At 66.8% G+C, this 22195-nt stretch carries 21 protein-coding genes; 6 read left to right on the forward strand and 15 right to left on the reverse strand.

The genetic code is table 11. The features are described from left to right. The first annotated feature begins 177 nt into the window (after positions 1 to 177). The gene (locus tag IV112_RS04770) at positions 178 to 1185 is read left to right on the forward strand and encodes a methyl-accepting chemotaxis protein (protein WP_304001315.1); all 1008 of its coding nucleotides are present in this window, start codon (positions 178 to 180) and stop codon (positions 1183 to 1185) included. Positions 1186 to 1197: 12 nt separating this feature from the next. Here the strand turns inward: IV112_RS04770 and IV112_RS04775 are convergent, their stop codons facing one another. The 11 genes from IV112_RS04775 to IV112_RS04825 all read right to left on the reverse strand — a co-directional run bounded on the left by IV112_RS04775 (position 1198) and on the right by IV112_RS04825 (position 13275). Further along, the gene (locus IV112_RS04775) at positions 1198 to 1737 is read right to left on the reverse strand and encodes an RBBP9/YdeN family alpha/beta hydrolase (protein ID WP_304001317.1); all 540 of its coding nucleotides are present in this window, start codon (positions 1735 to 1737) and stop codon (positions 1198 to 1200) included. 31 nt (positions 1738 to 1768) lie between these two features. Further along, on the reverse strand, positions 1769 to 3892 hold the full coding sequence (locus tag IV112_RS04780; protein WP_304001318.1) for a carboxy terminal-processing peptidase: 2124 nt from the start codon (positions 3890 to 3892) through the stop codon (positions 1769 to 1771). 385 nt (positions 3893 to 4277) lie between these two features. Further along, on the reverse strand, positions 4278 to 5216 hold the full coding sequence (locus IV112_RS04785; protein ID WP_304001320.1) for a hypothetical protein: 939 nt from the start codon (positions 5214 to 5216) through the stop codon (positions 4278 to 4280). A 2-nt stretch (positions 5217 to 5218) separates the two neighbouring features. Beyond that, a complete protein-coding gene (locus IV112_RS04790) occupies positions 5219 to 5830 on the reverse strand; it encodes an HD domain-containing protein (protein WP_304001321.1) in 612 nt (203 codons plus the stop codon). A gap of 12 nt (positions 5831 to 5842) precedes the next feature. Continuing rightward, complete coding sequence (locus tag IV112_RS04795; protein WP_304001324.1) at positions 5843 to 6574, reverse strand: TSUP family transporter; 732 nt, start codon at positions 6572 to 6574, stop codon at positions 5843 to 5845. Continuing rightward, positions 6571 to 7542: a sulfotransferase family protein gene (locus tag IV112_RS04800; protein WP_304001326.1), complete on the reverse strand. Its 972-nt coding sequence runs from the start codon at positions 7540 to 7542 to the stop codon at positions 6571 to 6573. The genes IV112_RS04795 and IV112_RS04800 overlap by 4 nt, the downstream gene beginning before the upstream one ends. After that, entirely contained in the window at positions 7539 to 9731 is a 2193-nt protein-coding gene (locus IV112_RS04805; RefSeq protein WP_304001327.1) for a pyruvate kinase, read from the reverse strand. Before IV112_RS04805 ends, IV112_RS04800 begins: the two co-directional genes overlap by 4 nt. A 333-nt stretch (positions 9732 to 10064) precedes the next feature. After that, positions 10065 to 11180 carry a sigma-54 interaction domain-containing protein gene (locus IV112_RS04810; RefSeq protein ID WP_304001328.1) on the reverse strand — a complete coding sequence of 372 codons (1116 nt, stop codon included), beginning with the start codon at positions 11178 to 11180 and terminating at the stop codon, positions 10065 to 10067. A gap of 20 nt (positions 11181 to 11200) precedes the next feature. Continuing rightward, a complete protein-coding gene (locus tag IV112_RS04815; RefSeq protein WP_304001330.1) occupies positions 11201 to 12205 on the reverse strand; it encodes a sulfate ABC transporter substrate-binding protein in 1005 nt (334 codons plus the stop codon). A gap of 79 nt (positions 12206 to 12284) precedes the next feature. Next, positions 12285 to 13091, reverse strand: coding sequence for an EAL domain-containing protein (locus IV112_RS04820; RefSeq protein WP_304001332.1), 807 nt, complete (start codon positions 13089 to 13091; stop codon positions 12285 to 12287). Positions 13092 to 13125: 34 nt separating this feature from the next. Then, the gene (locus IV112_RS04825; protein WP_304001334.1) at positions 13126 to 13275 is read right to left on the reverse strand and encodes a hypothetical protein; all 150 of its coding nucleotides are present in this window, start codon (positions 13273 to 13275) and stop codon (positions 13126 to 13128) included. 303 nt (positions 13276 to 13578) lie between these two features. Between IV112_RS04825 and IV112_RS04830 the strand changes: the two genes are divergently transcribed. From IV112_RS04830 to IV112_RS04850, 5 genes are all read left to right on the forward strand, one after another. Further along, positions 13579 to 14073 (forward strand): rhodanese-like domain-containing protein, encoded by a 495-nt coding sequence (locus IV112_RS04830; RefSeq protein ID WP_304001336.1) that lies wholly within the window; start codon positions 13579 to 13581, stop codon positions 14071 to 14073. 59 nt (positions 14074 to 14132) lie between these two features. Next, entirely contained in the window at positions 14133 to 15098 is a 966-nt protein-coding gene (gene epsC / locus IV112_RS04835; protein ID WP_304001338.1) for a serine O-acetyltransferase EpsC, read from the forward strand. Beyond that, on the forward strand, positions 15095 to 15388 hold the full coding sequence (locus tag IV112_RS04840) for a helix-turn-helix domain-containing protein (RefSeq protein ID WP_304001340.1): 294 nt from the start codon (positions 15095 to 15097) through the stop codon (positions 15386 to 15388). Before epsC ends, IV112_RS04840 begins: the two co-directional genes overlap by 4 nt. Before the next feature lie 118 nt (positions 15389 to 15506). Then, positions 15507 to 16436: a family 2A encapsulin nanocompartment shell protein gene (locus tag IV112_RS04845; protein ID WP_019918395.1), complete on the forward strand. Its 930-nt coding sequence runs from the start codon at positions 15507 to 15509 to the stop codon at positions 16434 to 16436. A 1-nt stretch (position 16437) separates the two neighbouring features. Then, positions 16438 to 18339 (forward strand): family 2A encapsulin nanocompartment cargo protein cysteine desulfurase, encoded by a 1902-nt coding sequence (locus IV112_RS04850; protein WP_304001343.1) that lies wholly within the window; start codon positions 16438 to 16440, stop codon positions 18337 to 18339. Positions 18340 to 18533: 194 nt separating this feature from the next. Here the strand turns inward: IV112_RS04850 and IV112_RS04855 are convergent, their stop codons facing one another. From IV112_RS04855 to IV112_RS04870, 4 genes are all read right to left on the reverse strand, one after another. Next, positions 18534 to 19133 carry a nitroreductase family protein gene (locus IV112_RS04855; RefSeq protein WP_304001346.1) on the reverse strand — a complete coding sequence of 200 codons (600 nt, stop codon included), beginning with the start codon at positions 19131 to 19133 and terminating at the stop codon, positions 18534 to 18536. Positions 19134 to 19231: 98 nt separating this feature from the next. Continuing rightward, complete coding sequence (locus IV112_RS04860; RefSeq protein WP_304001349.1) at positions 19232 to 19912, reverse strand: class II aldolase/adducin family protein; 681 nt, start codon at positions 19910 to 19912, stop codon at positions 19232 to 19234. 188 nt (positions 19913 to 20100) lie between these two features. Continuing rightward, entirely contained in the window at positions 20101 to 20697 is a 597-nt protein-coding gene (gene msuE / locus IV112_RS04865) for an FMN reductase (protein ID WP_304001352.1), read from the reverse strand. 69 nt (positions 20698 to 20766) lie between these two features. Beyond that, the gene (locus IV112_RS04870; protein ID WP_304001355.1) at positions 20767 to 21795 is read right to left on the reverse strand and encodes an ABC transporter substrate-binding protein; all 1029 of its coding nucleotides are present in this window, start codon (positions 21793 to 21795) and stop codon (positions 20767 to 20769) included. Between the last annotated feature and the right edge of the window lie 400 nt (positions 21796 to 22195).

Genomic DNA, 22195 nt, shown 5'->3' on the forward strand with positions numbered 1-22195 from the left:
AGTGATTTGCTTAGCGTCGATCTGAATTAACGCTTGCGTCACAGCACCCCCGTAGTGCAGCGCAGCGCACGGGTAAAGTGCATCGACGCCGCATGCAACTTTTTTTCATACAAAGTCTAAAGGCAGCGTGGCGCAGGCCGAGAAGGTGTTCATTCCCCTTCAAGAAGGAAGCTGCCCATGTTCGGTCTGTCCCGCTCCCGCAAAGCCTTCGAAACCTTGTCCGGCCTGCTTGCCGGATGTCGCGACAGCAGCCGGGCGCTGGCGACGCCGCCGGCCGGACTGTCGGAGCCCTTGACGGTGGCGCTGCGCGCGATTGCCGAGCGCGAAGCGCGTCTGCAGGCCGAGCTGGATGCCTTGCGCGCCTTGCCCGAGCAGCTCGCGCAGACGCGCGATGCACTTGCCGCGCAGGAGGCGGAGACAGCGCAGGTCCGCGCTGAAGCCGAACGGGCCGGACGCGATGCGGACGCGGCGCGCGACGAGGCGGCTCAGGCGCGTGCCCAGGCGGATGCGCTGAAAGCCGACATGGCGCAGCGCGATCTGGCACAGTCGGCGCTGACCGAAGGCACCTGGACCTACGACATCGTCGATGGCGACCCCGACCACGCCGACAATCGCGTGCGCTGGTCCGATCAGCTGCGTGGCCTGCTCGGTGCCAGCCGCAACGAATTTCCCGACACCTGGGACAGCTGGCTCGCCGTGCTGCACCCGGACGACAAGAACCGCGTGATCGACGCCTTCAACGCCCACCTGACCGACAGCAGCGGCCGCACGCCCTATGTATGCGAATACCGCCTGCGCCACCGCACGCGCGGCTACATCTGGTTCCGCGAGCGCGCCGCCACGGTACGCGACGCCAATGGTCGAGCGCTGCAGTCGGCTGGCGCGCTGCGCGACATTTCGGACGAGAAGCAGGCGCAGGAACTGCAGCGCGACCAGCGCGCGAAGATGGAGGACAGCATGCAGCAGATCCTGTCCATCTCCGGCGTCATCAACGAGATATCGAAGCGCACCAATCTGCTGGCGCTCAATGCAAGCATCGAGGCGGCACGAGCCGGCGAGGTGGGGCGCGGCTTCGCCGTGGTGGCGGAAGAGGTGGCCAAGCTGGCGCTGCAGACCTCGAACGCGACCAGCGAAATCGTCAAGATGGCGGAAACCCAGCGTGCGCTGAGCGGCGCCGAGAGCTGAGCCGGTGCGGCGTCAGGCCTGCACGGTGCCCGCGATCAGGCTGGTGCTCTGCTGCAGCCGGCGGAACAGTTCGAGCCCTTCCGGCCAGGCGTCGTGGCCGGATTCGGTATTGACGTGACCGGCATTGCCCAGATCGACCAGTTGCGCGCCCCAGCGCTCGGCCCAGCTGGCGGCCGCCAGAAACTTCATCCACGGATCGTTGCGACTGGCGGCCACAATCGCCGGGAACGGCAGAGCAGAGGCCGGAATCCGTTCGGTGATGCCGAACTTGTCCGGGCTGGCCGGTGCGACGAACAGCGCGCCGGCGATGCGCTCGCCCACCGTCTGCGCGGCGACCGACGAGGCGAGGCAGCCGAAGCTGTGGGCGACCAGCCAGACGCGGCCCGGCGCCTGCCGCACCGCGTCGGCGACGCGCGCCGACCACAGATCGATATCCGGCTGCGACCAGTCCGCCTGCTCGACGCGGGTGGCGCCGAGCAGCGGCTCGATCCAGCTCTGCCAGTGTTCGGGGCCGCTGCCGTTCAGGCCGGGCACCACCAGTACGCTGTCCATGCGGTAATCCAGTAACGCTCTGTATCGATGATCAAGGCGTGACCACCACGCCCGCGGTGCGGCGCGCCAGCGCGGTGTCGGTGCGCAGGATGTCGACCACGTCGCCCATGATGCGGGCCGCTTCGTCGAGCAGCACGTCGCGCGCCGCCTTGCGCGACTGTTCGGCGGCCAGTTCGGCGCCGAGCGCGCGCTCGCCAGCCTGCAGGCCGTCGTCGCGGATCGGTTCGGCGTCGGCGCCTTCGCGCGACTGCGTGCGCGCCTTCAGACGCGCTTCCTGCGCCTCGCGCTCCTTCTTCCGCTCAGCCGCGTTCAGCGAAATTTCGGTGCGCTTGCGCAGCGCCTCGTTCTCGGCGAGATCTTCCAGCAGTTCGCGGTAGCCCTTGTCCTGGGCGACGCGCGCCTGATGGCGTGCGGACAGCAGCGGCAGCAGTTCCTGCGGCTTGCCGGCCGGGCGGAAGTCGGCCGGTGCGATCTGCGTCCACGGTAGCGGGTTGTCGTAGCTCGACTCGCCGATGCGCTCGTGGTCCATCGTCTGCGCCAGCGGGATGTCCGGCGTGACGCCACGCAACTGCGTGGTGCCGCCATTGACGCGGAAGAACTGGGCGACCGTCATTTTCAGTTCGCCGTAGGTCGGTTTTTCGCTCTTGGCCATCTCGTCCATGTCGAGCAGGGTCTGCACCGTGCCCTTGCCGAAGCTGGTTTCGCCGATCACGACGCCGCGGCCGTAATCCTGGATCGCGGCGGCGAAGATTTCCGAGGCCGAGGCCGAGGCGCGGTTGATCAGCACGCCGACCGGGCCCTCCCAGGCAACGCCGGCGTCGTTGTCCTTCTCGACCCGGATCTGCCCCTTCGGATTGCGCTGCTGCACCACCGGGCCGCTGTCGATGAACAGGCCGGTCAGCCGGATCGCTTCATCGAGCGAACCGCCGCCGTTGTTGCGCAGATCGATCAGCACCGCGCCCACCTTTTCCGCCTTCAGTTCGGCCAGCAGCTTCGCCACGTCGCGGCTGGCGCTGCGGTAGTCGGCGTCGGCGCGCGATTTGGCTTCGACGTCCTGGTAGAAGGTTGGCAGCGTGATGACGCCCACCTTCTGACCGCCGGCGTCGATCACCGATTTTGCCGCCGCCTGCTTTTCCAGCTTGATGGTGTCGCGCACCAGCTTGATCCGCTTCGGCTTCACGTCCGGTCCGGCGTCGGCCGGCAGGATGTCGAGCACGACCGTGGTGTCCTTGGTACCGCGGATCAGCGTGACCACGTCATCGACGCGCCAGCCGAGCACGTCGGCCATCGGCGTCGCTTCGTCCTTGGCAACGCCGACGATGCGGTCGCCGATCTTGATCTGTTCTGAACGCGCGGCGGGGCCGCCGGCCACCAGTTCGCGGATGGTCACGTACTCGTCGCGTTCCTGCAGCACGGCGCCGATACCGACCAGCGACAGCTTCATGTTGATGGCGAAATCCTCGGCGGCGCGCGGTCCGAGGTAGCTGGTATGCGGCTCGATCGACTCAGCATAGGCGTTCATGAAGAGCTGGAACACGTCATCGCTCTTCGCCCGGTTCAGATTGGTCAGCGCCAGGTCGTAGCGCTTGCCCAGCGTTTCGCGGATGGCGGCGTCGTCCTTGCCGGCCAGCTTCAGCCGCAGCCAGTCGTTCTTGACCCGCTTGCGCCAGATGTCGCGAAGTTCGTCCTCCGACTTCGCCCACGGCACGTCGGTACGCACGTAGCGATAGCTTTCGTTCTTTTCGAAGTCGAAGCCCTTGTCGAGCAGCGCACGCGCTTCGGTCAGGCGGTCGCGCAGGCGCTGCGAATAGCGGGCGTAGATGGCGAACGGCGCCGCCAGGTTCTGCTGGCGGATGGCGTCGTCGAGCAGCAGGCGCACCGAGTTGAAGGTGTCGATGTCAGACTGCATGAAATACACGCGGTCAGGGTCCAGCGTCTTCAGGTAGCGGTCGAGGATTCTCGACGACATGGCGTCGTCCAGCGGCACGTTCTGGTAATGGAAGCGCGACAGCAGTTCGGCGCTGGCCTGGGCCGCCAGCGCGTGCGCTTCGACCGGGCGCAGCAGCGGCGCGGGGGCTGCAGGTGTTGCAGCGTGCAACGTCGAACTGGTCGAGACGACGATGCCGATCAACAGGCAGAGGGATTTCAGTTTCATCAGACGTGCTCCGGCGCGTGCGCGAACAAGGAAGTAAGTATGTGCCATCGACCTCGAACAGCGGCCATTTGTTCGGCGACCGGTGTGAAAGTGTCCGGGTCAGGGCGTTTTTTCATCCTCGTCTGGCGTGCGCGGGGCGCCAGCGCCTCAGCGCGGGGCGTGTGCGCCGACACAGGTCGGGCGGCCCGTTGCTGCGTGTCGCGGCCGCTGTGGCCGCGGATTCAAGCGGGCTTTCATCGTGAGGCCTCCGTCTGCGTGCATGGACGGCGCTACTCTAGACGCGCACCGGCGCGACGCGAACCAGTAAAATCTGCTGAGCTTATTTCTCTGCCGGTGAAATGCTTATCGGTGTCGCTGTGCATTCGTAGCGCAGCGACGCCCCCGTTCAGCCCCAGCCGCTGAGGGTGCGCGCGTGTTCGGCGTCCAGACGCGCCTTCAGCGCGTCGCACAAGGCACGGATCTCTGTTGATGCACCGCGCCAGCCCTGCTTGCCGACCGAGGTGGCGAACACATCGGACACCACCGAGGCGTGGTACGGCCCGCCGAGAAAGCGGAACACCGAGCGGAAGCTGCGCTCCGGGTGCAGTACCGCGTCCTCGTACTGCAGCGCGATCACCCGCGGGTCGCGGTCCAGGCCGAGGTCGAAGAACACGCGGTTGCGCATGTACCAGTACAGGCAGCCACACTCCTCGTCGCTCAGCGATTCGCTGTACAGCCTGCGGATCAGTGCCACCGTGTCGTCGGCAATGCGCAGGCCGCGCGGCCCGAGGTGGGACAGCTTGCCCTGCGACACCAGTCGCATCATGTTCTTCTGGTGGCTGCCCCAGCTGCGGATCGACGAATTCACCGCGTCCTCGTAGCGGCGGTACACCCAGATCGCGCGCGAATTGTCGAAACGGTCGAGCAGGGCGTCGGTGAACTGCGAATCGAGGATGCTGCCGAAACTCACGTAGGGCGCCGGAGCGAAGTCGATCAGCCGGTCGATCACCGCGTGCGAGCGCAGCGAGTAGCGTTCGAAGGCGATCGAGAAATCGGCTTCCGGGTAGTCCCAGCCGTGCGGCGAGTTGCCGATCGCGCGGCACACCATCTGCGTGCCCGAGCGGTTCGAGCCACTGATGAACACCGGCCGCTTCGTGCGCACCGGATGCAGCGTGAGCGTGCGGGCAATGCGTTTGCCGGCCCGTTCCAGCTGGATGTTGCCGTGGCGCAGCAGGCGCTCGGGCGTTATGCGCGACAGGCGGCGCGCGAGACCCGAAACCAGCGTACGTGCGTCGTCACGGACGGGGGCGGTGTAGGCGCTGGAAGCGTCGCGGAGTGAAGGCATGGTCAGGATCCGGTCAGTGCATTGGCAGCCGATGCCGACGGAGTGGAGGCTTCGATCTCAGCCAGTGCGGTCAGCCGGGCGAAGCCCTGTTCGAGCGCTTCGTCGAAAAGGCTTTCCAGCACGGCGTGCACGCCGCGCAGCGAGCCGACCACTTCGCCCGCCCACAGCAGGTAACGCAGACGCCGTTCGAGCGACCAGTGAGCCGGCGGGTTGTGGGTGACATCTCGCACGTTGGCGATCTTGTCGGCCAGGCGTACGAGCCGTGCGCGCTCGCTGTAGTCGCGTGCAAGCAGGATCTGCAGAGCCTTGCGTTCGGGCTTGGGCAGCGTCATGTCGTCCGTCAGTTCGGTCACGACGGCGGCAACCTGCGCGCCGAACAGGCCTTCCAGCTCGCTGACAACGGTGTCGGTGTCCTCCAGCGTGTCGTGCAGCAGCGCGGCGACCAGCGTATCCGGGTCAGCGACGCCGCCTTCGCGGGCGAGGATGTCAGCCACCGAAATCGGGTGGTTGATGTAGGGCGACATGTCGGCACTCTTGCGCAGCTGACCGCTGTGCTTGAGCGCGGCGAAGTTCAGCGCGGCGAACAGTCGGGGGAGCGGGGGCGGAGAATCCATGGATGCGTGCCCTCAGATCGATTTGAACGCGACCAGCAGGCCCGAGCACAGCAGAAAGCCGTTGAAGGCTTTCGCGTAGCCCTGATTGCTGATCCGCTTGAAGATGAATTCGTTGGCGAACAGATACACCGCGACACCGGCGGCGGCGTAGATCAGGCTGTTGCCCAGCTGTGCGCGGGATTCGGGGCGCGTGATGGTCAGCGTCGCCAGCTGGAAGGCGGCGAACAGCACGTATGCGGCCGCGATGGTTGCGCGCGCCACGTCCTTGCCATGGTTCATCTGCTGCACGCGCATGCTGAGCAGCGAGCCGCCCAGATTGGTGAGGCCGTGCATCACGCCTATGCACACCAGCCAGGTCCGCTCGTAGCGTGCGGTGCTGTCGATGGCGACACGCAGGGCAGGCCACTGGTTCTTCAGCGCGAACAGAAGAAGCAGAGCGGCGATCAGCAGGCCGAAGCTCTGGCCGGCGCGCAGCGCGACGATCAGGAAGAGCACGATGCAGGGGATGGACCACAGCAGGATGCCGCGGATGAAGTGCAGGTCGACGCTGCGCGCATCGCGCACGATCTGCGACAGGCTGATGCCGATCGAGATCGGCAACAGCGTGGCCAGCACCGTCGGGTAGTCATAGCCCATCACGATGAGGATGGGCGTGCCGAACAGCAGCACGCCCACGCCGAACACCGACTGCACCAGCGCGACGGCAACGATGGGGATGAACAGCAGTGGTTCGATCGTATTCATGCTGCCTTGTCCGCAGTAAAGGTTTCCGGATAGCCCATGTCGCGGGCAATGCTCCGCAGCGAGGGCAGCACGCGTTCGATGCGTTCGCGGTGCGCGTGCTGCCGCCATTTTTCGAGACGGATCTCGAACAGCGGGTCGTAGGGCTTGTCGAGCAGCGCTTTCGCGTGTTGCTCGATGCGTGCATCGAAGGGCAGTTCGAGCCGGTCGAAGATTTCGAAGATGCCCTCGGTCGGCTCACGCACGATGTCCTCGTAGAACACCTCTATCCACTGGTCAGCCGGGATCTGCCTCTTTGCGTCGAGAATGGCGCGATGGATGGCTTCGTACTGGAAGGCGCATACCTCCTCGACCGGCGCCTTCAGGTAATTGCGCCAGCCGCGCGGCAGGTAGTGGCACCAGCGCGTGTAGCGGCCGTCGTCGACCGCGACCTTGGCCGGCAGATCGCGTGCCCAGCTGCCGAAGCGTTCCGGCATGCCCCAGCCCTCGATCATCGAGTTCAGCGTGTCACCCGGATTGCGCTTGATGTAGACGAAAGTGGCGTCCGGGAACAGCGCGTGCAGATAGGGCACGGCCAGACCATGCTGGTTGTTCTTGTCGACGAAGCGGGTGCGCCCGGTATGCGCATAGAAGTAGCGGGTGATCAGGTCGCGGTCGGCGTCCGTCGCATCGGCCGCCTCCAGCACGTGGCTTTCCCAGTTCCTGTCGGACGGGTGGTGAAGCGAGTCCCATACGGCATAGATTTCCCGGTTCAGCGAGCCGATGGCCGACGATTCGGTCAGCGTCTTGTAAAGCATCTGCGTGCCGGAGCGGCTGCCGCTGACGACGAACACCGGCCGCTCGGCGCGCAGCCGGGTGCGGTCCCACCAGGCGCCGCGCAGGTCGGTCAGCGTCTTCTTCGCGTGATGGCGGACCGTCTTGTCCACCTTGAGCCAGAACTGTCCCATCGCGTCAGTTGCCCGCCTGCTCATGCGTGAAACAGCGGCTGGCCCGCTTTCAGTTCGGCGCTGATCATGTCCTGCACGATGCCGCGTACATACCAGTCCGGCAGCGCTTCGCCGCGCAGCAGCGAATCGCGCACGCGGGTTCCGCTGATCGAGTGGGCGTCGTCGGTCACGCCGCTTTCGTAGGCGCCGGTGGCCGGGTTGTAGCCGATGGCGTCGAAGAACACAGGCGTGACACCGGTGTCGCCCAGTTCGTCGAACAGTGCGCGATAGCTGCGGTCGTCGTAGAAGTCGCCGACGCCAGCGTGGTTGCGGCCGACGATGAAGTGGCTGCAGCCGATATTCTTGCGGCACAGCGCATTGAACACTGCCTCGCGCGGGCCGGCATAGCGCGGGTAGGTGGCGAGTGCGCCGAGCAGCACCTTGCCGTTGGGGTAGATGCCGAAGTCGATCAGCATCTGGTAGCTGCGGATCAGCGGGCGCGGCAGGAAGTCGCCCGGCTTCTTCGGTCCGACCACCGGGTTGATGAACAGGCCGTCGGCATTGGTGCGCTCCAGCGCTTCCAGCTGCAGGTGTTCGTGCACGCGGTGGCTGATGTTGCGGCCGTGGAAGGCGACTACCTTGCTCCAGCCCTTGTGCGCAAAGATGAAGCGGCTTTGCCGCGGCGTCAGTTCGAATTCTCGCCAGGGCGACGGACGCTCCTCGATCAGCGTGATGTCGCCGCCGACGAACCAGTCGCCGTTGCGCAGCACGCGCGCCACACCCGGGTGGGCGGACGAGGTGGTGCCGAATGCGAGCTGCGACAGTTCGCCGAGGTCGTAGCGGTAGATCTGCGTCACGTCGAGTACCGCGTGGGCCTCGCCCCGGTCGTCGGTGAGCACCACGCGCTGGCCCGGCGACAGCCGACGTGCCTGCGCCTCGTCGACCTGCAGGATGAGCGGCACCGTCCACGCCGTGCCGTCGGGCAGGCGGTTGCGATGCAGCACGCTGTGCAGCATGTCGCGGTCCATGAAGCCGGTCAGCGGCGAGAAGGTGCCGACGCCGATCTGCTGGCAGTCGAGCAGTTCGGTGTCGCGCACCGCCAGCCGCGGCAGCGCGGCAAGATCGTCGATGGCCGCCGCCGCGCTGACGCGATTGACCAGCACGCCACCGTGCGGCTCGATCAGCAGCGAGGTCGGATCGGTCGGCGTGTAGACCAGCGTGTCCTTGTGCGCCGCCGGCAGGCGTTCGTTCAGCACGCGGAATTCGCGGATGAGCTTGACGATCATCGCCACGCAGCCGACCGGGTCCTTGCCGATCGCGGTTTCCGCCGCCAGCACCAGGCCGTCGGCCCCGTCGAGCAGGGTGTTCACCACGTCGTTCACCTCGGCCCGCGTCGGTTTGGGCGCGGTGATCATCGATTCGAGCAGATTGGTGGCGACATAAACCTTGCGCTTGCGCGCCTGACCGCGCGCGATGATGAGCTTCTGCAGCCGAGGAATGCGTTCGATCGGCTCCTGCCGTGACAGATCGCCGCGGTCGATCAGCAGCGCGTTCGACTTTTCGGCGATCTCGTCCAGATTGATCAGGCCGTTGCGGCATTCGATCTTGGAAATGAGGAAGGTGTCGTCGCCGACCAGCGCCCGCACCTGGTCGACGTCCGAACCGCGATTGGCGAACGACAGCGCCACGTGGCGGATGCCGACCGAGCGGCCGTATTCGAGCGCCGCGATGTCCTTGGCCGTCAGCGTGTCGAGCGGGATGTCACGCTCGACGGTGACTGCCTTGTTCTGGCCGATCACCCCGCCGTGCAGCACGCGCATCGTCACCTTGGCGTCGTCGCGCGAAATCACCTGCACCAGCACCGAATTGAAGTCGATGCTGATGAAGTCGCCGACTTCCAGCTTGTCGATCACGTCTTCCGGGTAGAGGTTGAAGTTGAACGCGTCGCCCGGCACGCGCAGCTTGTGCGCATGCACGACGCTGTTCTCGCGTACCGCGATCTCGCCGTTCAGCATGTCGCCGGTGCGGATCTGCGCGCCCTCGGTGTCAAGGCAGATCGGCACCGCGGTGCGGCTGCGGATGTAGTCGATCACGCGCGGCAGGTCCTGCAGCTTGGTGTGCGACAGGTTGATGCGGAACAGATTGACGCCCAGTTCTTCCAGCCGCGCGAGCACGCGGTCGTTCAGCGATGCCGGGCCGAGGGTGCAGAGGATTTCCTTGTCGGTGGTGCTCATGTCGATGTCCTGTCTCGTGCAGCGGCCGAAGATGCGGCCCTGACTGTTGAATAGCAGGAGCCGTGCCACACCATCGCGATGACGTTTTCGTGACGGATTTGCGTATTTGCGCGGGTGGGCGTGATGAAGTACCGCCCGGGCTGTGCGATTGCGCCCAGTGGTGCGGGCGGCGCTGCGGCGATCGCCACAGTGGGGCCGCCGCCGGCTGCGCGCCACTGTGCGCAATGCCCATGCGGCAGTCATTCCGGACCGCGCCGCATGCGTGTCGAGCGGACGTGCAAACGCCCACACCGGACGGGCCGGTGCGGGCGCTGCTGCGAAAGATGACGGAGCTCAGGCGACGCGGTGGGCTGTCGTGCGGGGACGCGCGACGTCGAGCAGGCCGTGCCGCTTGAGCTGGGTGCGCAGCACGTAGCGCGACACCGACAGTGCCTCCGCCGTATGGACCTGGTTGTGCCGGCAGGCTTCGAATGCAGTGCTTACCAGCAGCTTTTCGAGGGTGTCGTGCAGCTCGGGTACGTGCAGCTCGACCAGGCGCCGCAGGTCACCCGCGATGCGTTCGAGCAGCTGCGTCGGTGTGTCGGCCGACGATGTCGGAGATGGCTGCGCGGTGGGCGCGAGCGAGGCGTTGGCGAGGCGCAGGTCGTCGATGTCGACACGGCCGTCGCGGCTGACGATGAGCGCGTAGTGGACGACGTTTTCCAGCTCACGGATGTTGCCCGGCCAGTCATGCGCGACCAGCGCCTCGCGGGCGCGCGGTGTGAAACTGACGTCGGCAATGTCGAGCCGGCGCGCGTATTGCGCGGCGAAATAGTCGATCAGCGGCGGGATGTCTCCGCGCCGTTCGCGCAGCGGCGGCAGCTTGATCGGCGCCACATTGAGGCGGTAGTAGAGATCCGCGCGGAAGCGGCCGGCGTTCACCGCCCGCCACAGATCGACGTTGGTGGCAGCGATCAGCCGCACATCCACCGGTATCGCGCTGCGCGAACCCAGGCGCACCACCTGTCGCTCCTGCAGTACGCGCAGCAGCTTCACCTGCAGCGCCGCCGGCATGTCGCCGATCTCGTCGAGGAACAGGGTGCCGCCGTTGGCCGCCTCGAACCATCCGGCGCGCGCGTGCGAGGCGCCGGTGTAGGCACCTGCTTCGTGGCCGAACAGCTCGGCGTCGATCAGTGCTTCGCTCAGCGCGCCGCAGTTGACGGCGACGAAGGGACCGGCGCGACCGCTGACCGCGTGAATGTGTCGTGCCACCAGTTCCTTGCCGGTGCCGGTCTCGCCGATGATCATCGCCGTCACTTCGCGTGCCGCGATCAGCTCGATGTCGGACAGCAGCGCGGTCGACGCCGGGTCCTCGAACACCAGCGCGGTGGCACGTATGGACAGCGCCATCTCCTCCGGTCGAGCGAAGGTGAGGCGCTTTCCGTTCTGCAGTGCGGCGTTCTGGCTCATCGGGCGGGGCGTGGTCGGATTCAGCGGCGGGTGACGATCTGGTCGTAGATGCCGCCGTCGGCGAAGTGCGTCTTCTGCACCGCATCCCAGCCGCCCAGCTTCGCCTCGACCGTGAATGTGTTCACCGGCGGGAACTGCTTGGCGTAGTTCTTCAGCGCCGCCTCGCTGCGCGGGCGGAAGTGGTGACGGGCAATGATGTCCTGGCCTTCGGCCGAGTACAGGTACTGCAGATAGGCCTCCGCCTGCCTGCGGGTGGCGCGCTTGTCGACCACCTTGTCGACCACGGCCACCGGGGCGGCCGCCTCGATTGACAGCGACGGATAGACGATGTCGAACTGGTCGCCGCCGAGTTCCTTGTCCAGCAGCACCGCCTCGTTCTCGAAGGTGACCAGAACGTCGCCGATGCCGCGCTGGGTGAAGGTGGTGGTGGCGCCGCGGCCACCGCCGTCGAGCACCGGCACGTTGGCGAACAGCTTGCTGACGAAGTCCTTGGCCGCCGCCTCGTCGTTCGCCTTGTTCAGTGCATAGCCCCAGGCGGCGAGGTAGGTGTAGCGGCCGTTGCCCGAGGTTTTCGGGTTGGGCACGATCACCTGCAAACCGGCGCGGGTGAGATCGGACCAGTCCTTGATCGCCTTCGGATTGCCCTTGCGCACCAGGAAAACGGTGGTGGTCGTGTAGGGCGTGGCGTCGTTCGGCAGGCGCTTGCGCCAGTCGGCCGACACCAGGCTGTTCTTCACCAGGATGTCGATGTCCGGCGACTGGTTCATCGTCACCACGTCGGCTTCCAGCCCGCCGATCACGGCGCCGGCCTGCTTGCTCGATCCGCCGTGCGACTGATTCAGCGTCAGCGTCTCGCCCGACTGGGTCTTCCAGTGCGCGGCGAAGGCGGGGTTGATGTCCTTGTACAGCTCGCGCGACACGTCGTAGCTCACGTTGAGCAACGTGGTCTGCGCCCGCACCGGCAGTGCAACGGTAACCAGTGCGAGCAGGGCGGCGGAAATCAGGGTTGTGCGGCGGGTGTGCATGATGGCTCCGGTGGAATCGAAGACACGCAGCCTAGGCAGTCGGGCAGGGCGCGTGAACCAACAAGAAACGATGTGCTTATCAGTGATTCGGGAATGCAGCGGCCGGCGCGGGAAAACCGAGCGCATAACCCTGGCCGAGGTGAACCCCGGCCGCGCGCACCCGGGCGAGCGCGGCGTCGCTGCCGATGCGGCGGACGATGAGCTCGATGCCGTGACGGGCGCAGGTCTTCGCGTGCTGCGGCAGATCGCGCAGCGTGTCGTCGCGGCCGGCGTCGAGCTTGACGAAATCCGGCCGGACGTGGCGCAGCAGTTCGTCCAGCTGCCCTGCGCTCAGCAGATTCACGCCGATGCGATAGCCGTTGTAGCGGTAGTTCAGCATCACGTAGGCCAGCATCGCGAAGTCGCTGGTCATGGCGTCTGGCGATTCGATGACCACCTTGCGGCGCTCGATCTTCAGCGCCGACAGCACACGTCCGAAGGCGCTGCCGTGGTCCTCGCCGACGGCCAGCATCAGGCGGCCGTGGACATTCAGGAAGAGGCTTCCAGTGTCGCTTGGGCGACCGAAGTAGTTCAGCACATGAAGCGTCCGGCACAGGCGGTCGAGCTCTATCAGTGCGTCGTCCTCCGCCGCGTTGGCGAACAGGTTCCACGGCGACAGATCGCCGCCGGTGGCGTCGAAGGAGCGGACGAAGGCCTCATGACCGGCCAGCGCACCATCGTCCAGCCGACGCAGCGGCTGGAACACGGAGGACAGGCTGCTGCGCATGAAGCGGCCGGCCACGCGACCATCGGGCGTCGCCCACAGTGGGTGATCGCCGTCGGCGATGCGCGGCAGCGCGCAAAGGTAGCGCTCGAGCGCCGACCGGGTGGTGTCGACGGTGTTCATGGTGTCTCCGGAAAGGGCACGCGGTGCGCGAGCGTCATTCGACCAGCAGCCAGGTGCGGTAGAGCAGGGCAATGCCCAAGGCGAAGATCACTGCCGCCAGGAGTTTGTCGCCGAGCGGGAGTGGTTCGGGGGCGTCGGGGCGTTTTTCGGGCCGGCGCAGCCGGCGGCGTCCAAGGTAGTTCATGACCACGAATCTATGCGGCCGAAGCCAGCGGTCAAACCAATTAATCCTGCTGAGCTTATGCACGCGAGCGGTCTGACTGAGCGCGGACCGACCGCCACCACATGTCGTGGTCGATGCGCTAGCTGATTTTGCGCAAAGCATTTCGTGCATTCGTTCTGAAATTCAATTGGTTTGAGTGCGCCTGTGCGATCGATAGATTGGCGTCACCGGGAGCGATGCCATTGCGTCCGCCCCGCTCCGGCCGATGCAGGAACCGCCCGCGAGGCGGCGTATCGCCGGTGTCGCCACGCCGAGGAGGAAGTCATGACTGCTGCAACTGCGGACGCCCTTGCGTCCTCACCCCGTGCGGCGGTGCTTCAAGCACCACCGCTTTCGATTGCCCGCGAACGAGCCGAGCACGACGCGCTGCTGTACGCCGGCGGCATCACGCCGGACCAGGCCTGGGCACTGGTGTCGGCGGGCGACGCCGTACTGGTGGACGTACGGACCGCAGAGGAGCGCAAGTTCGTTGGTCACGTGCCCGGCAGCACCCATGTCGCCTGGGCGACGGGCACGTCGATGACGCGCAATCCGCGCTTCGTAAAGGAACTGGAAGCCAAGGTTGGCAAGGACGCCGTCATCCTGCTGCTGTGTCGCAGCGGCAAGCGTTCGGCTGCCGCTGCGGAGGCTGCCGCGAAAGCCGGCTTCCGTCACGTGTTCAACGTGCTCGAAGGCTTCGAAGGCGAGTTGAACGCCGAGAGCCAGCGTCGCAACAGTGGCGGCTGGGTGGTCAGCGGTCTGCCCTGGCAACAGGACTGACGCATTGCGTGCGGTCGCTGTCGCGGCTGCGCTTTCAGAATCCGTATCGGAGATCCCGAATGACACTCAAGAAGGGCGGCCTCACGAGGGCGACCGATTCCGAAGGGTCGTGGCAGCTCGATCACATCGTGTCCGAGCTGCACGACATCCGCACCCGCTGGCGTGGCGCGCAGCAGCGCACGACCGAGTGCGGCGCGCGCGAATTCCCGTCGCGCGAGGCCTTGCGCGACATCGCCGAGGCGCTGTGCGGCGCGCTGTTCCCGATGCGGCTCGGACCGTCCGATCTGCATCAGGAGAGCGAGGACTTCTACATCGGCTACACGCTGGACGCCGCGCTCAACGCCCTGCTGCACCAGGTGCGGCTGGAACTGCGCTACGACGCGCGCCGCGCGGCATCGCCGCAGTCTGACGTCGACCTGCTGGCGCGAGCCATCGTCGCCGAATTCGCACTGTCGCTGCCCGGCCTGCGTGCGCTGCTCGACACCGACGTGCTGGCGGCCTACCAGGGCGACCCGGCCGCGCGCAGCGTGGACGAGGTGCTGCTGTGCTACCCGGGCGTACTCGCCGTCATTCATCACCGCATTGCGCACAAGCTGTACGCGCTGGGCGTGCCGCTGGTCGCACGCATCATTTCCGAGGCCGCGCACTCGAGCACCGGCATCGACATCCACCCGGGAGCGCAGATTGGCGCCGGCTTCTTCATCGATCACGGCACCGGTGTCGTGATCGGCGAAACCGCGGTAATCGGCGAGCGCGTGCGGCTCTACCAGGCGGTCACGCTGGGCGCCAAGCGCTTCCCGGCAGACGAGGCCGGCACGTTGCAGAAAGGGCTGCCGCGTCATCCGGTGGTCGAGGACGACGTGGTCATCTATGCCGGTGCGACCATCCTTGGCCGCGTCACGATAGGACGCGGTTCCACCATAGGCGGCAATGTGTGGCTCACGCGCAGCGTGCCGCCCGGCAGCCAGGTCACGCAGGCCAATTCACAGAACGTGCCGGTCGCGGCGGAACTGGTCGAGCCATGACAGCCCGGCACGGAAGGCCGACGCCACCTCTGGCCGAGGCGCTGACGCGCCGCTTCGGCCGTGCGGTGCGGCGGACGCGCGAATTGCGCGGCTGGTCGCAGGAGGTACTGGCGGAGCGCGCCGAACTCAATCGCTCCTACCTCGGCGAGGTCGAGCGCGGCAGCGCGATGCCCTCGCTCGCCACGGTGGTCAAGCTCGCGCTGGCGCTCGAATTGCCGGCCGGCGATCTGCTCGACGGCTGCGAACGCGCGGACGACCTGCCAGCTGCCGTGCAGCACACGATCGCCTGAACGGACGGACGACGAACCGATTGGTGGCTATAGCCGGTTGAATGCCGCATAGAAGAAATAGATATTTGCTTAGCAGTTTTTCGCATAAACAAAACCAACCCCTCGCAAGGAGCCTTTCATGGCCGACACCCCCGAACAGCTGGCGCTTGGCGACAACGCCGCCCGGCAGCTTGCCAACGCCACCAAGACCGTCCCGCAGCTGTCGACGATCACGCCGCGCTGGCTTGTTCACCTGCTGCAATGGCTTCCGGTCGAGGCCGGCATCTATCGCGTGAACCGCGTGAAGAACCCGCAGGACGTGCGCGTCGCGTGCTCGCAGCGCGACGAAGCGGAACTGCCGCAGATCTTCGTCGACTACGACGAACAGCCGCGCGAGTACTTCCTGAATGCGGTCACCACCGTGCTCGACGTGCACACCCGCGTGTCCGACCTGTACAGCAGCCCGCACGACCAGATCAAGGAGCAGCTGCGCCTGACCATCGAAACGATCAAGGAGCGGCAGGAAAGCGAACTGATCAACAACCCCGAATACGGCCTGCTGGCGAACGTACACGACGACCAGCGCATTTCGACGCTGACCGGCGCGCCGACCCCGGACGATCTGGACGACCTGATCGGCAAGGTGTGGAAGGAGCCCGGCTTCTTCCTGACCCATCCGCTGGCGATCGCCGCTTTCGGCCGCGAATGCACCCGCCGCGGCGTGCCGCCGCCGACCGTGAGCCTGTTCGGTTCGCAGTTCCTGACCTGGCGCGGCCTGCCGCTGATTCCGTCGGACAAGGTGCCGGTCGAGGACGGCAAGACCAAGATCATCCTGCTGCGCACCGGCGAGAAGCGTCAGGGCGTGGTCGGCCTGTTCCAGCCGGGTCTGGCCGGCGAACAGAGCCCGGGCCTGTCGGTCCGTTTCATGGGCATCAACCGCAACGCGATCGCGTCCTACCTGATCTCGCTGTATTGCTCTCTGGCCGTGCTGACCGAAGACGCGCTGGCTGTGCTCGATGACGTGGAGATCGGCAAGTACCATGAGTATCCCGACACCTACAAGCAGTAACGTGAGCGGTCTGAGCTCTCCGCTGCCGCCCGGCGCGCCGGACGAGTCGGTGCTGTCGCGCCTGGCCAGCGAGTTGTTCGCTGCGCTGCCCGGACAGACGCCGCCTTCGTTCGATGCACCGCTGGCGGTTGCGCCGGCGCCGACACCGCAATCGCCGGTGCCGCCGGTCCCGGCCAGCGCCCCGTCGAGCACGGCTGCGGCGGCCGCGCCGGTCGCACCGCAGCATGGTCTGTCGCTGGGCGCCTCGTCGCCCAAGCTGGTACCGCACGCGACCGCGCAGAATCATGTGCCCGACGTGGCGGCCGACGCCTACCCGGTCGGCTCGCCGCGCGCGGGCGTTGCACAGGGCGTGCCCGAGGCCTACGCGGCTGCGCTGCCGCCGCTCGGTGGCGCGTCCGCCTTCCCGCAGCCGGGCGGTGCTTCGGCGCTCTCGTCGCCGTACTATTTCCTCGGCGAATCGAGTGCGCTGCAGTCGGCGCCTGCACATGTCGATGACCGCGTCAGTGCCCGTTCCTTCGGCCTGCCCGGTGACGACGCGCTGCGCGGGCTGCTGGCCGGGCCGTCACGCGAGGTGCAGCCGGCCGCGCCGTCGGCGCCGGCCTACTACTTCGTCGACAGCCAGGCGGCGCCCACGGTCGGTCACGCCGGCCGGGTGCCGAAGGCCGACGCCGGCCGTCATCCGCCTTTCGATGTCAATGCGGTACGGCGGGACTTTCCGATACTCGCCGAGCGGGTGAATGGCAGGCCGCTGGTGTGGTTCGACAACGCCGCGACAACGCAGAAGCCGCAGGCGGTGATCGACCGGCTGGCCTACTTCTACGCGCACGAGAACTCGAACATCCACCGCGCGGCGCACGAACTGGCCGCCCGGGCGACCGACGCCTACGAGGCGGCGCGGCAGAAGGTGGCGCGCTTCATCGGCGCCGGTTCGGTCGAGGAAATCATCTTCGTGCGCGGCGCGACCGAGGCGATCAATCTGGTGGCCAAGAGCTGGGGTGCGAAGAATATCGGCGCCGGCGACGAAATCATCGTGTCGCACCTGGAACACCACGCCAACATCGTGCCCTGGCAGCAGCTGGCGGCCGAGAAGGGCGCGAAGATCCGCGTGATTCCGGTCGACGACAGCGGTCAGGTACTGCTCGAGGAATACAAGCGCCTGTTGAACGAGCGTACCAAGCTGGTCGCGGTGACCCAGGTGTCGAATGCGCTGGGCACCGTGGTGCCGGTGCAGGAGATCGTGGAGCTGGCGCATCGTGCCGGCGCGAAGACGCTGGTCGATGGCGCGCAGTCGGTGTCGCACATGCGGGTGAATGTGCGCGCGCTCGATACCGATTTCTTCGTGTTCTCCGGCCACAAGATCTTCGGCCCGACCGGCATCGGCGTGGTGTACGGAAAGCGCGATGTGCTGGAAGACATGCCGCCCTGGCAGGGCGGCGGCAACATGATCCAGGACGTCACCTTCGAGCGCACGATCTTCCATCCGCCGCCGGCGCGTTTCGAGGCCGGTACCGGCAACATCGCCGACGCGGTGGGGCTGGGTGCGGCGCTGGATTATGTCGATCGCGTCGGCATCGAGAACATCGCGCGCTACGAGCATGACCTGCTGGTCTATGCCACGCACGCGATCCGCGACATACCGGGCGTGCGGCTGATCGGCACCGCGGCCGACAAGGCGAGCGTGCTGTCCTTCGTGCTGAAGGGCTACACCACCGACGAAGTCGGCCAGGCGCTGAACGAGGAAGGCATCGCGGTGCGAACCGGTCACCATTGCGCGCAGCCCATCCTGCGGCGCTTCGGCCTGGAAACCACGGTGCGTCCCTCGCTGGCCTTCTACAATACCTGCGAGGAAGTCGACCGCTTCGCCACCGTTGTCCGGCGGCTGGCGGGGCAACGCAGGGCCTAGGGTCGGCGCTGCCTGCCAGCGAAGCACGGGAGACGGCGGAGCGGCTGCATGCGCTCCGCCGTTCTTCTTGCGGGTGGGTCTGTACCGCGCGGGCAGGATCGGGCATTTTTTGCGACCGGGTATGCACCGATGTACCGGCCGTTCTCCACCGCCAGCATTGCGACTCGCGGTCGTGCCTGGGGCGGGCCGGGCGCCTACTCGAACGCGAACCGCCCTTCGGCCACCAGTTCCGATAGCGGCTTGCGGGCGTTCGGCTTCTCGCGGGTCTGCAATTCGGTGGGCAGAGAGTCCGCGGCGGCCCGCCGACCGATCGCGATCATCGTTTCTACGACGTACCCGTCCGGCACGCCAAGCACGCCGGGCGCCGCCTCACGATTGAAGCCGCCAATCGCGTGCGTGTGCCAGCCGGAGAGCAAGGCCTGGAAGGCGAGACTGGCCCAAGCCGCGCCGGCGTCCAGAGAGTGGCTGCGCAGCGGCGTGGCCGTGAGGTCGCCCGGACGCTGGTGCGTGGTCTTCGACACCAGTACGACCAGCGCCGACGCGCGTTCGGCCCACTGCCGATTGCCCGGATTCAGCAGCGCAAGCAGATTGGGCCAGCGGCCGGCGTCACGCCGGGCGTAGATGAAGCGCCAAGGTTGGGCATTGTTCGCCGAGGGGGCCCAACGGGCCGCCTCGAACAGGCGGAAGAGATCGCCTTCGCTGATTTCCTCGCTGCTGTAGGCGCGCGGCGACCAGCGGTTTACGAAGAGTGGGTCGATATCGTGATCGGCCTGACGTGCGGAGCTGTCTGTCATGGGCATTCTCGCTGGAATAAAAAAGCCGGGCCGCAGACTGGCCCGGCAAACCTGGTGCGATCAATGACCGCACGAGGAGGAGTGTTCGTCCGGTTGGCTCAGCCTTTGTAGGCGAGCGCCTTCTCCAGCAGACCAGTGCGCTTCCACTGCAGCTCGATGGCGCCCGGCGTGTAGGGCTGGGCGCCGCCGATCTGCTCGGCGATGGCCTGGAAGCGCGCTGCTTCCTCGATCAGCAGGATGAGCTGTGCAGTCTTGATGATGCCGCGACCCCAGAAGTTGGCGCCGCCATTGGATTCGAGCAGCGCCGGGGGCGGTGCCAGTTCCGGATGCCGGTCCAGCCGCTCGCGCACCACCTCGAGCACGCTGCGCGTGCGTTCCAGGTGGTTCGGAATCTCGCGCGCCAGCAGGTGACGTTGCGCGGCCACGTAGAGGATGGGGAAGGGCTTGTGCGCAAGTGACCAGCCAGCCAGATAGGGCGTGTGGGCGTGGATCAGCGTGTCGGCGTCCAGTCTTTCCTCGTTCAGGATGGATTCCGGGTGATCCGAGAAGCGCGACACCGATACGCGTGGCGAGCGGTCGCCGTCCCATGGCGAGGGGAAACGGATGGTCAGCAAACGGTCGTGGCCGGGAATGCGGTGCGACACGTGAAAGGTAAGGCTGGCCGACAGCGTGCCGGTGTCACGCAGGAAGTTGAAGGCGTGCACGGCATCGCGCTTCGCTTCCTCGACGAAGGACACGAGGTCGATGTCGTGCAGGTCATGCGAACGGGTTGTGGACATGTCGGAGCTCCTCGCGAGGAAATGGGTCAGGGGCGGTCGCCGACGGGGCGGGGGGTGTGCCGTCGTGGTGCGGTAGGCCGGTCGCGCCGGCCCGTGCTCACCGTGGTCTGTTCGGCACGTGCGGGCTGCCGCGGCGCGGCGCACCAGTCGTCACGTCGCTTCATCATCCGGGTCATCGGCGCCGGCGTTCAGGCGGCGACGCTGTCGCGCACCCGGGTGGGCGAAGGCGCGGCCGGTGCACGCTCGGCTCCGAGCTGGCGCAGCGCGCGGACGGCTTCGAGTGCCGCGTCGGTGACCCGCGAGGCCAGTGTATCGCTGCTGATGACATAGTCCTTGAGATCCGCTTCGGCGCCGTAGATTCCGGTCGGCAGCGTCTGTGCACGGAAGAAACCGAACAGCGGGCGCAGCTGGTGCTCAATCACCAGCGCATGCTTGTCGCCACCGCCGGTGGCCGCCAGCAGTACCGGCTTGCCGGTGAGTGCCTCGGGTGCGACCAGGTCGAACACGTGCTTGAACAGACCTGGATAGGAACCCTTGTAAACCGGTGAGGCAACCACCAGCAGGTCGGCTGCTTCTATGCTCAGCAGCGCGTCCTCGAGGTGCTGCGGCAGTCCCTTGCGGAACAGGCTGGCGCCAAGGGCGGTGCCGACTTCGGCCAGATCAACGAAGGCGGTATCGACAGCGACCTCGCGTTCGATCTCGGCGACGATGCTCTCGGCCAGTGCGCGCGTGCGCGAGGGGCGGGTGGGGCTGCCGTTCACGACGACAACTTTGAGACGACTCATGGTGGAACCCTTTCAGGCGTTGCGGGATGGCGCGCGGCACGGGGCCGCGCGCCGGCTTGGAGTTCGGTGTCAGGCGACCTTGAGTTCGAGCTGGCGGCCTACTTCGGCCAGCGGGGCCGGGTCTATCCAGGCCTGGACGTCGAAGTCAGCCGGGATGAAGCCCCACTCGAGCAGGAAGTTCTTGTAGCCGTCCAGTGCTTCTATCCAGGCCGGATCGAGGTCGGTTCCCTGGTGCAGGTGGATGTCGGCGCCGTAGGCTTCGCGTACCCAGTCGTCGGTCGAACCTGATTCGCGCGCGATGTAGGCGACGGTTTCCGCCGGGTGCGCCTTCGCCCACTCCCCGATGTCGACGATGCGGCGCAGGAAGCGCACCACCAGGTCGGGGCGTGCGTCGATCAGCGCCGCATCAACCGTGATCGGGCGCGGTGCGCCGTTATTGGCACGTACGCGCAGGTCGGGGTGGCTGCGCAGGTCGTACAGGATGTGCGCGCCGCGCTCGACGGCGGCCTGAAGCCCGCGCGCGCCCTTGACGAAGATCGCATCGACCTTGCCCGTCTCCAGTGCTTCGAACTCGGTCGCGTAGCCGCCACCACCGGTGTTCCAGCCGGTCGTCAGCGGGCGTGCCGGCACGGTCAGGTCCAGCAGCGTCGCATGTTCCGGCTTCAGCCCGCCTACGCTCAGCGCCACCGTGATGCCGCGCAGCGCGCTGGCGCGCTGGTGGTCGATACTGTTGCCATGCACCGGCACGCCGATGCGCTTGCCTGCCAGATCGGCCGGCGTGCGCAGGCCGCTGTCCGGCCGCACCAGGATGAGCTGGGCCTCGTTGACCCAGTTCAGCCCGATCACCCGCGTATCGCTGCCGCGCGAGCGGGCCCAGATCGCCGGCACATTACCGCCCTGGCGAAAGGAGTGCGGCAGGCGGTGGTCGTAGTGCGACTCGCGCAGTTCCGGATCCACCGTGTCCTGCAGCGTGCGCAGCGTCAGGCCGTCCGCGCGGAATTCGTCGTCGAGCCAGCCCTGACGCGCAGCCAGACCCAGCGGCGTCGGAACCGGGCAGCGGGTGTACCACAGACCATCGATCGTTTTCGTGTCGCTCATCTTCCCGTCCTCGGATGCATGTTGTTGGAATGACCACGCGGGCGTGGCGCAGCGGTGCTGCAGTGGATCGTTCGCAGCTTTCGTGCCAGTCGCAGCGGCGATCTCAAGTCATTGAAACGGCAGTGATTCGACGGGCGGAATCGAGATCGGATCGGCGCTGCGCCGCATCGCTGCCGCAATTTCGGCATCGCATGTCGCCGGAATGTGGAAAACGCGGCAGCGCGGGCGATGTGTGAAGGTGGGGCGCACGAGAGGTGGTCGCGCCAGCGGGAACCGGTTGGCGTTCCCGTCGGAGCGACCACCCGTCGCGAGGAGGGTGGTATCCGCGGGCTGGCGGTTATCCACCGCCGGCGTCGCGACCAATGGTTACCTCGGTGAAGATCCGCAGCCGACGCAGAGC

The organism is Methyloversatilis discipulorum (assembly GCF_018780585.1).
GTDB lineage: Bacteria > Pseudomonadota > Gammaproteobacteria > Burkholderiales > Rhodocyclaceae > Methyloversatilis > Methyloversatilis discipulorum_B.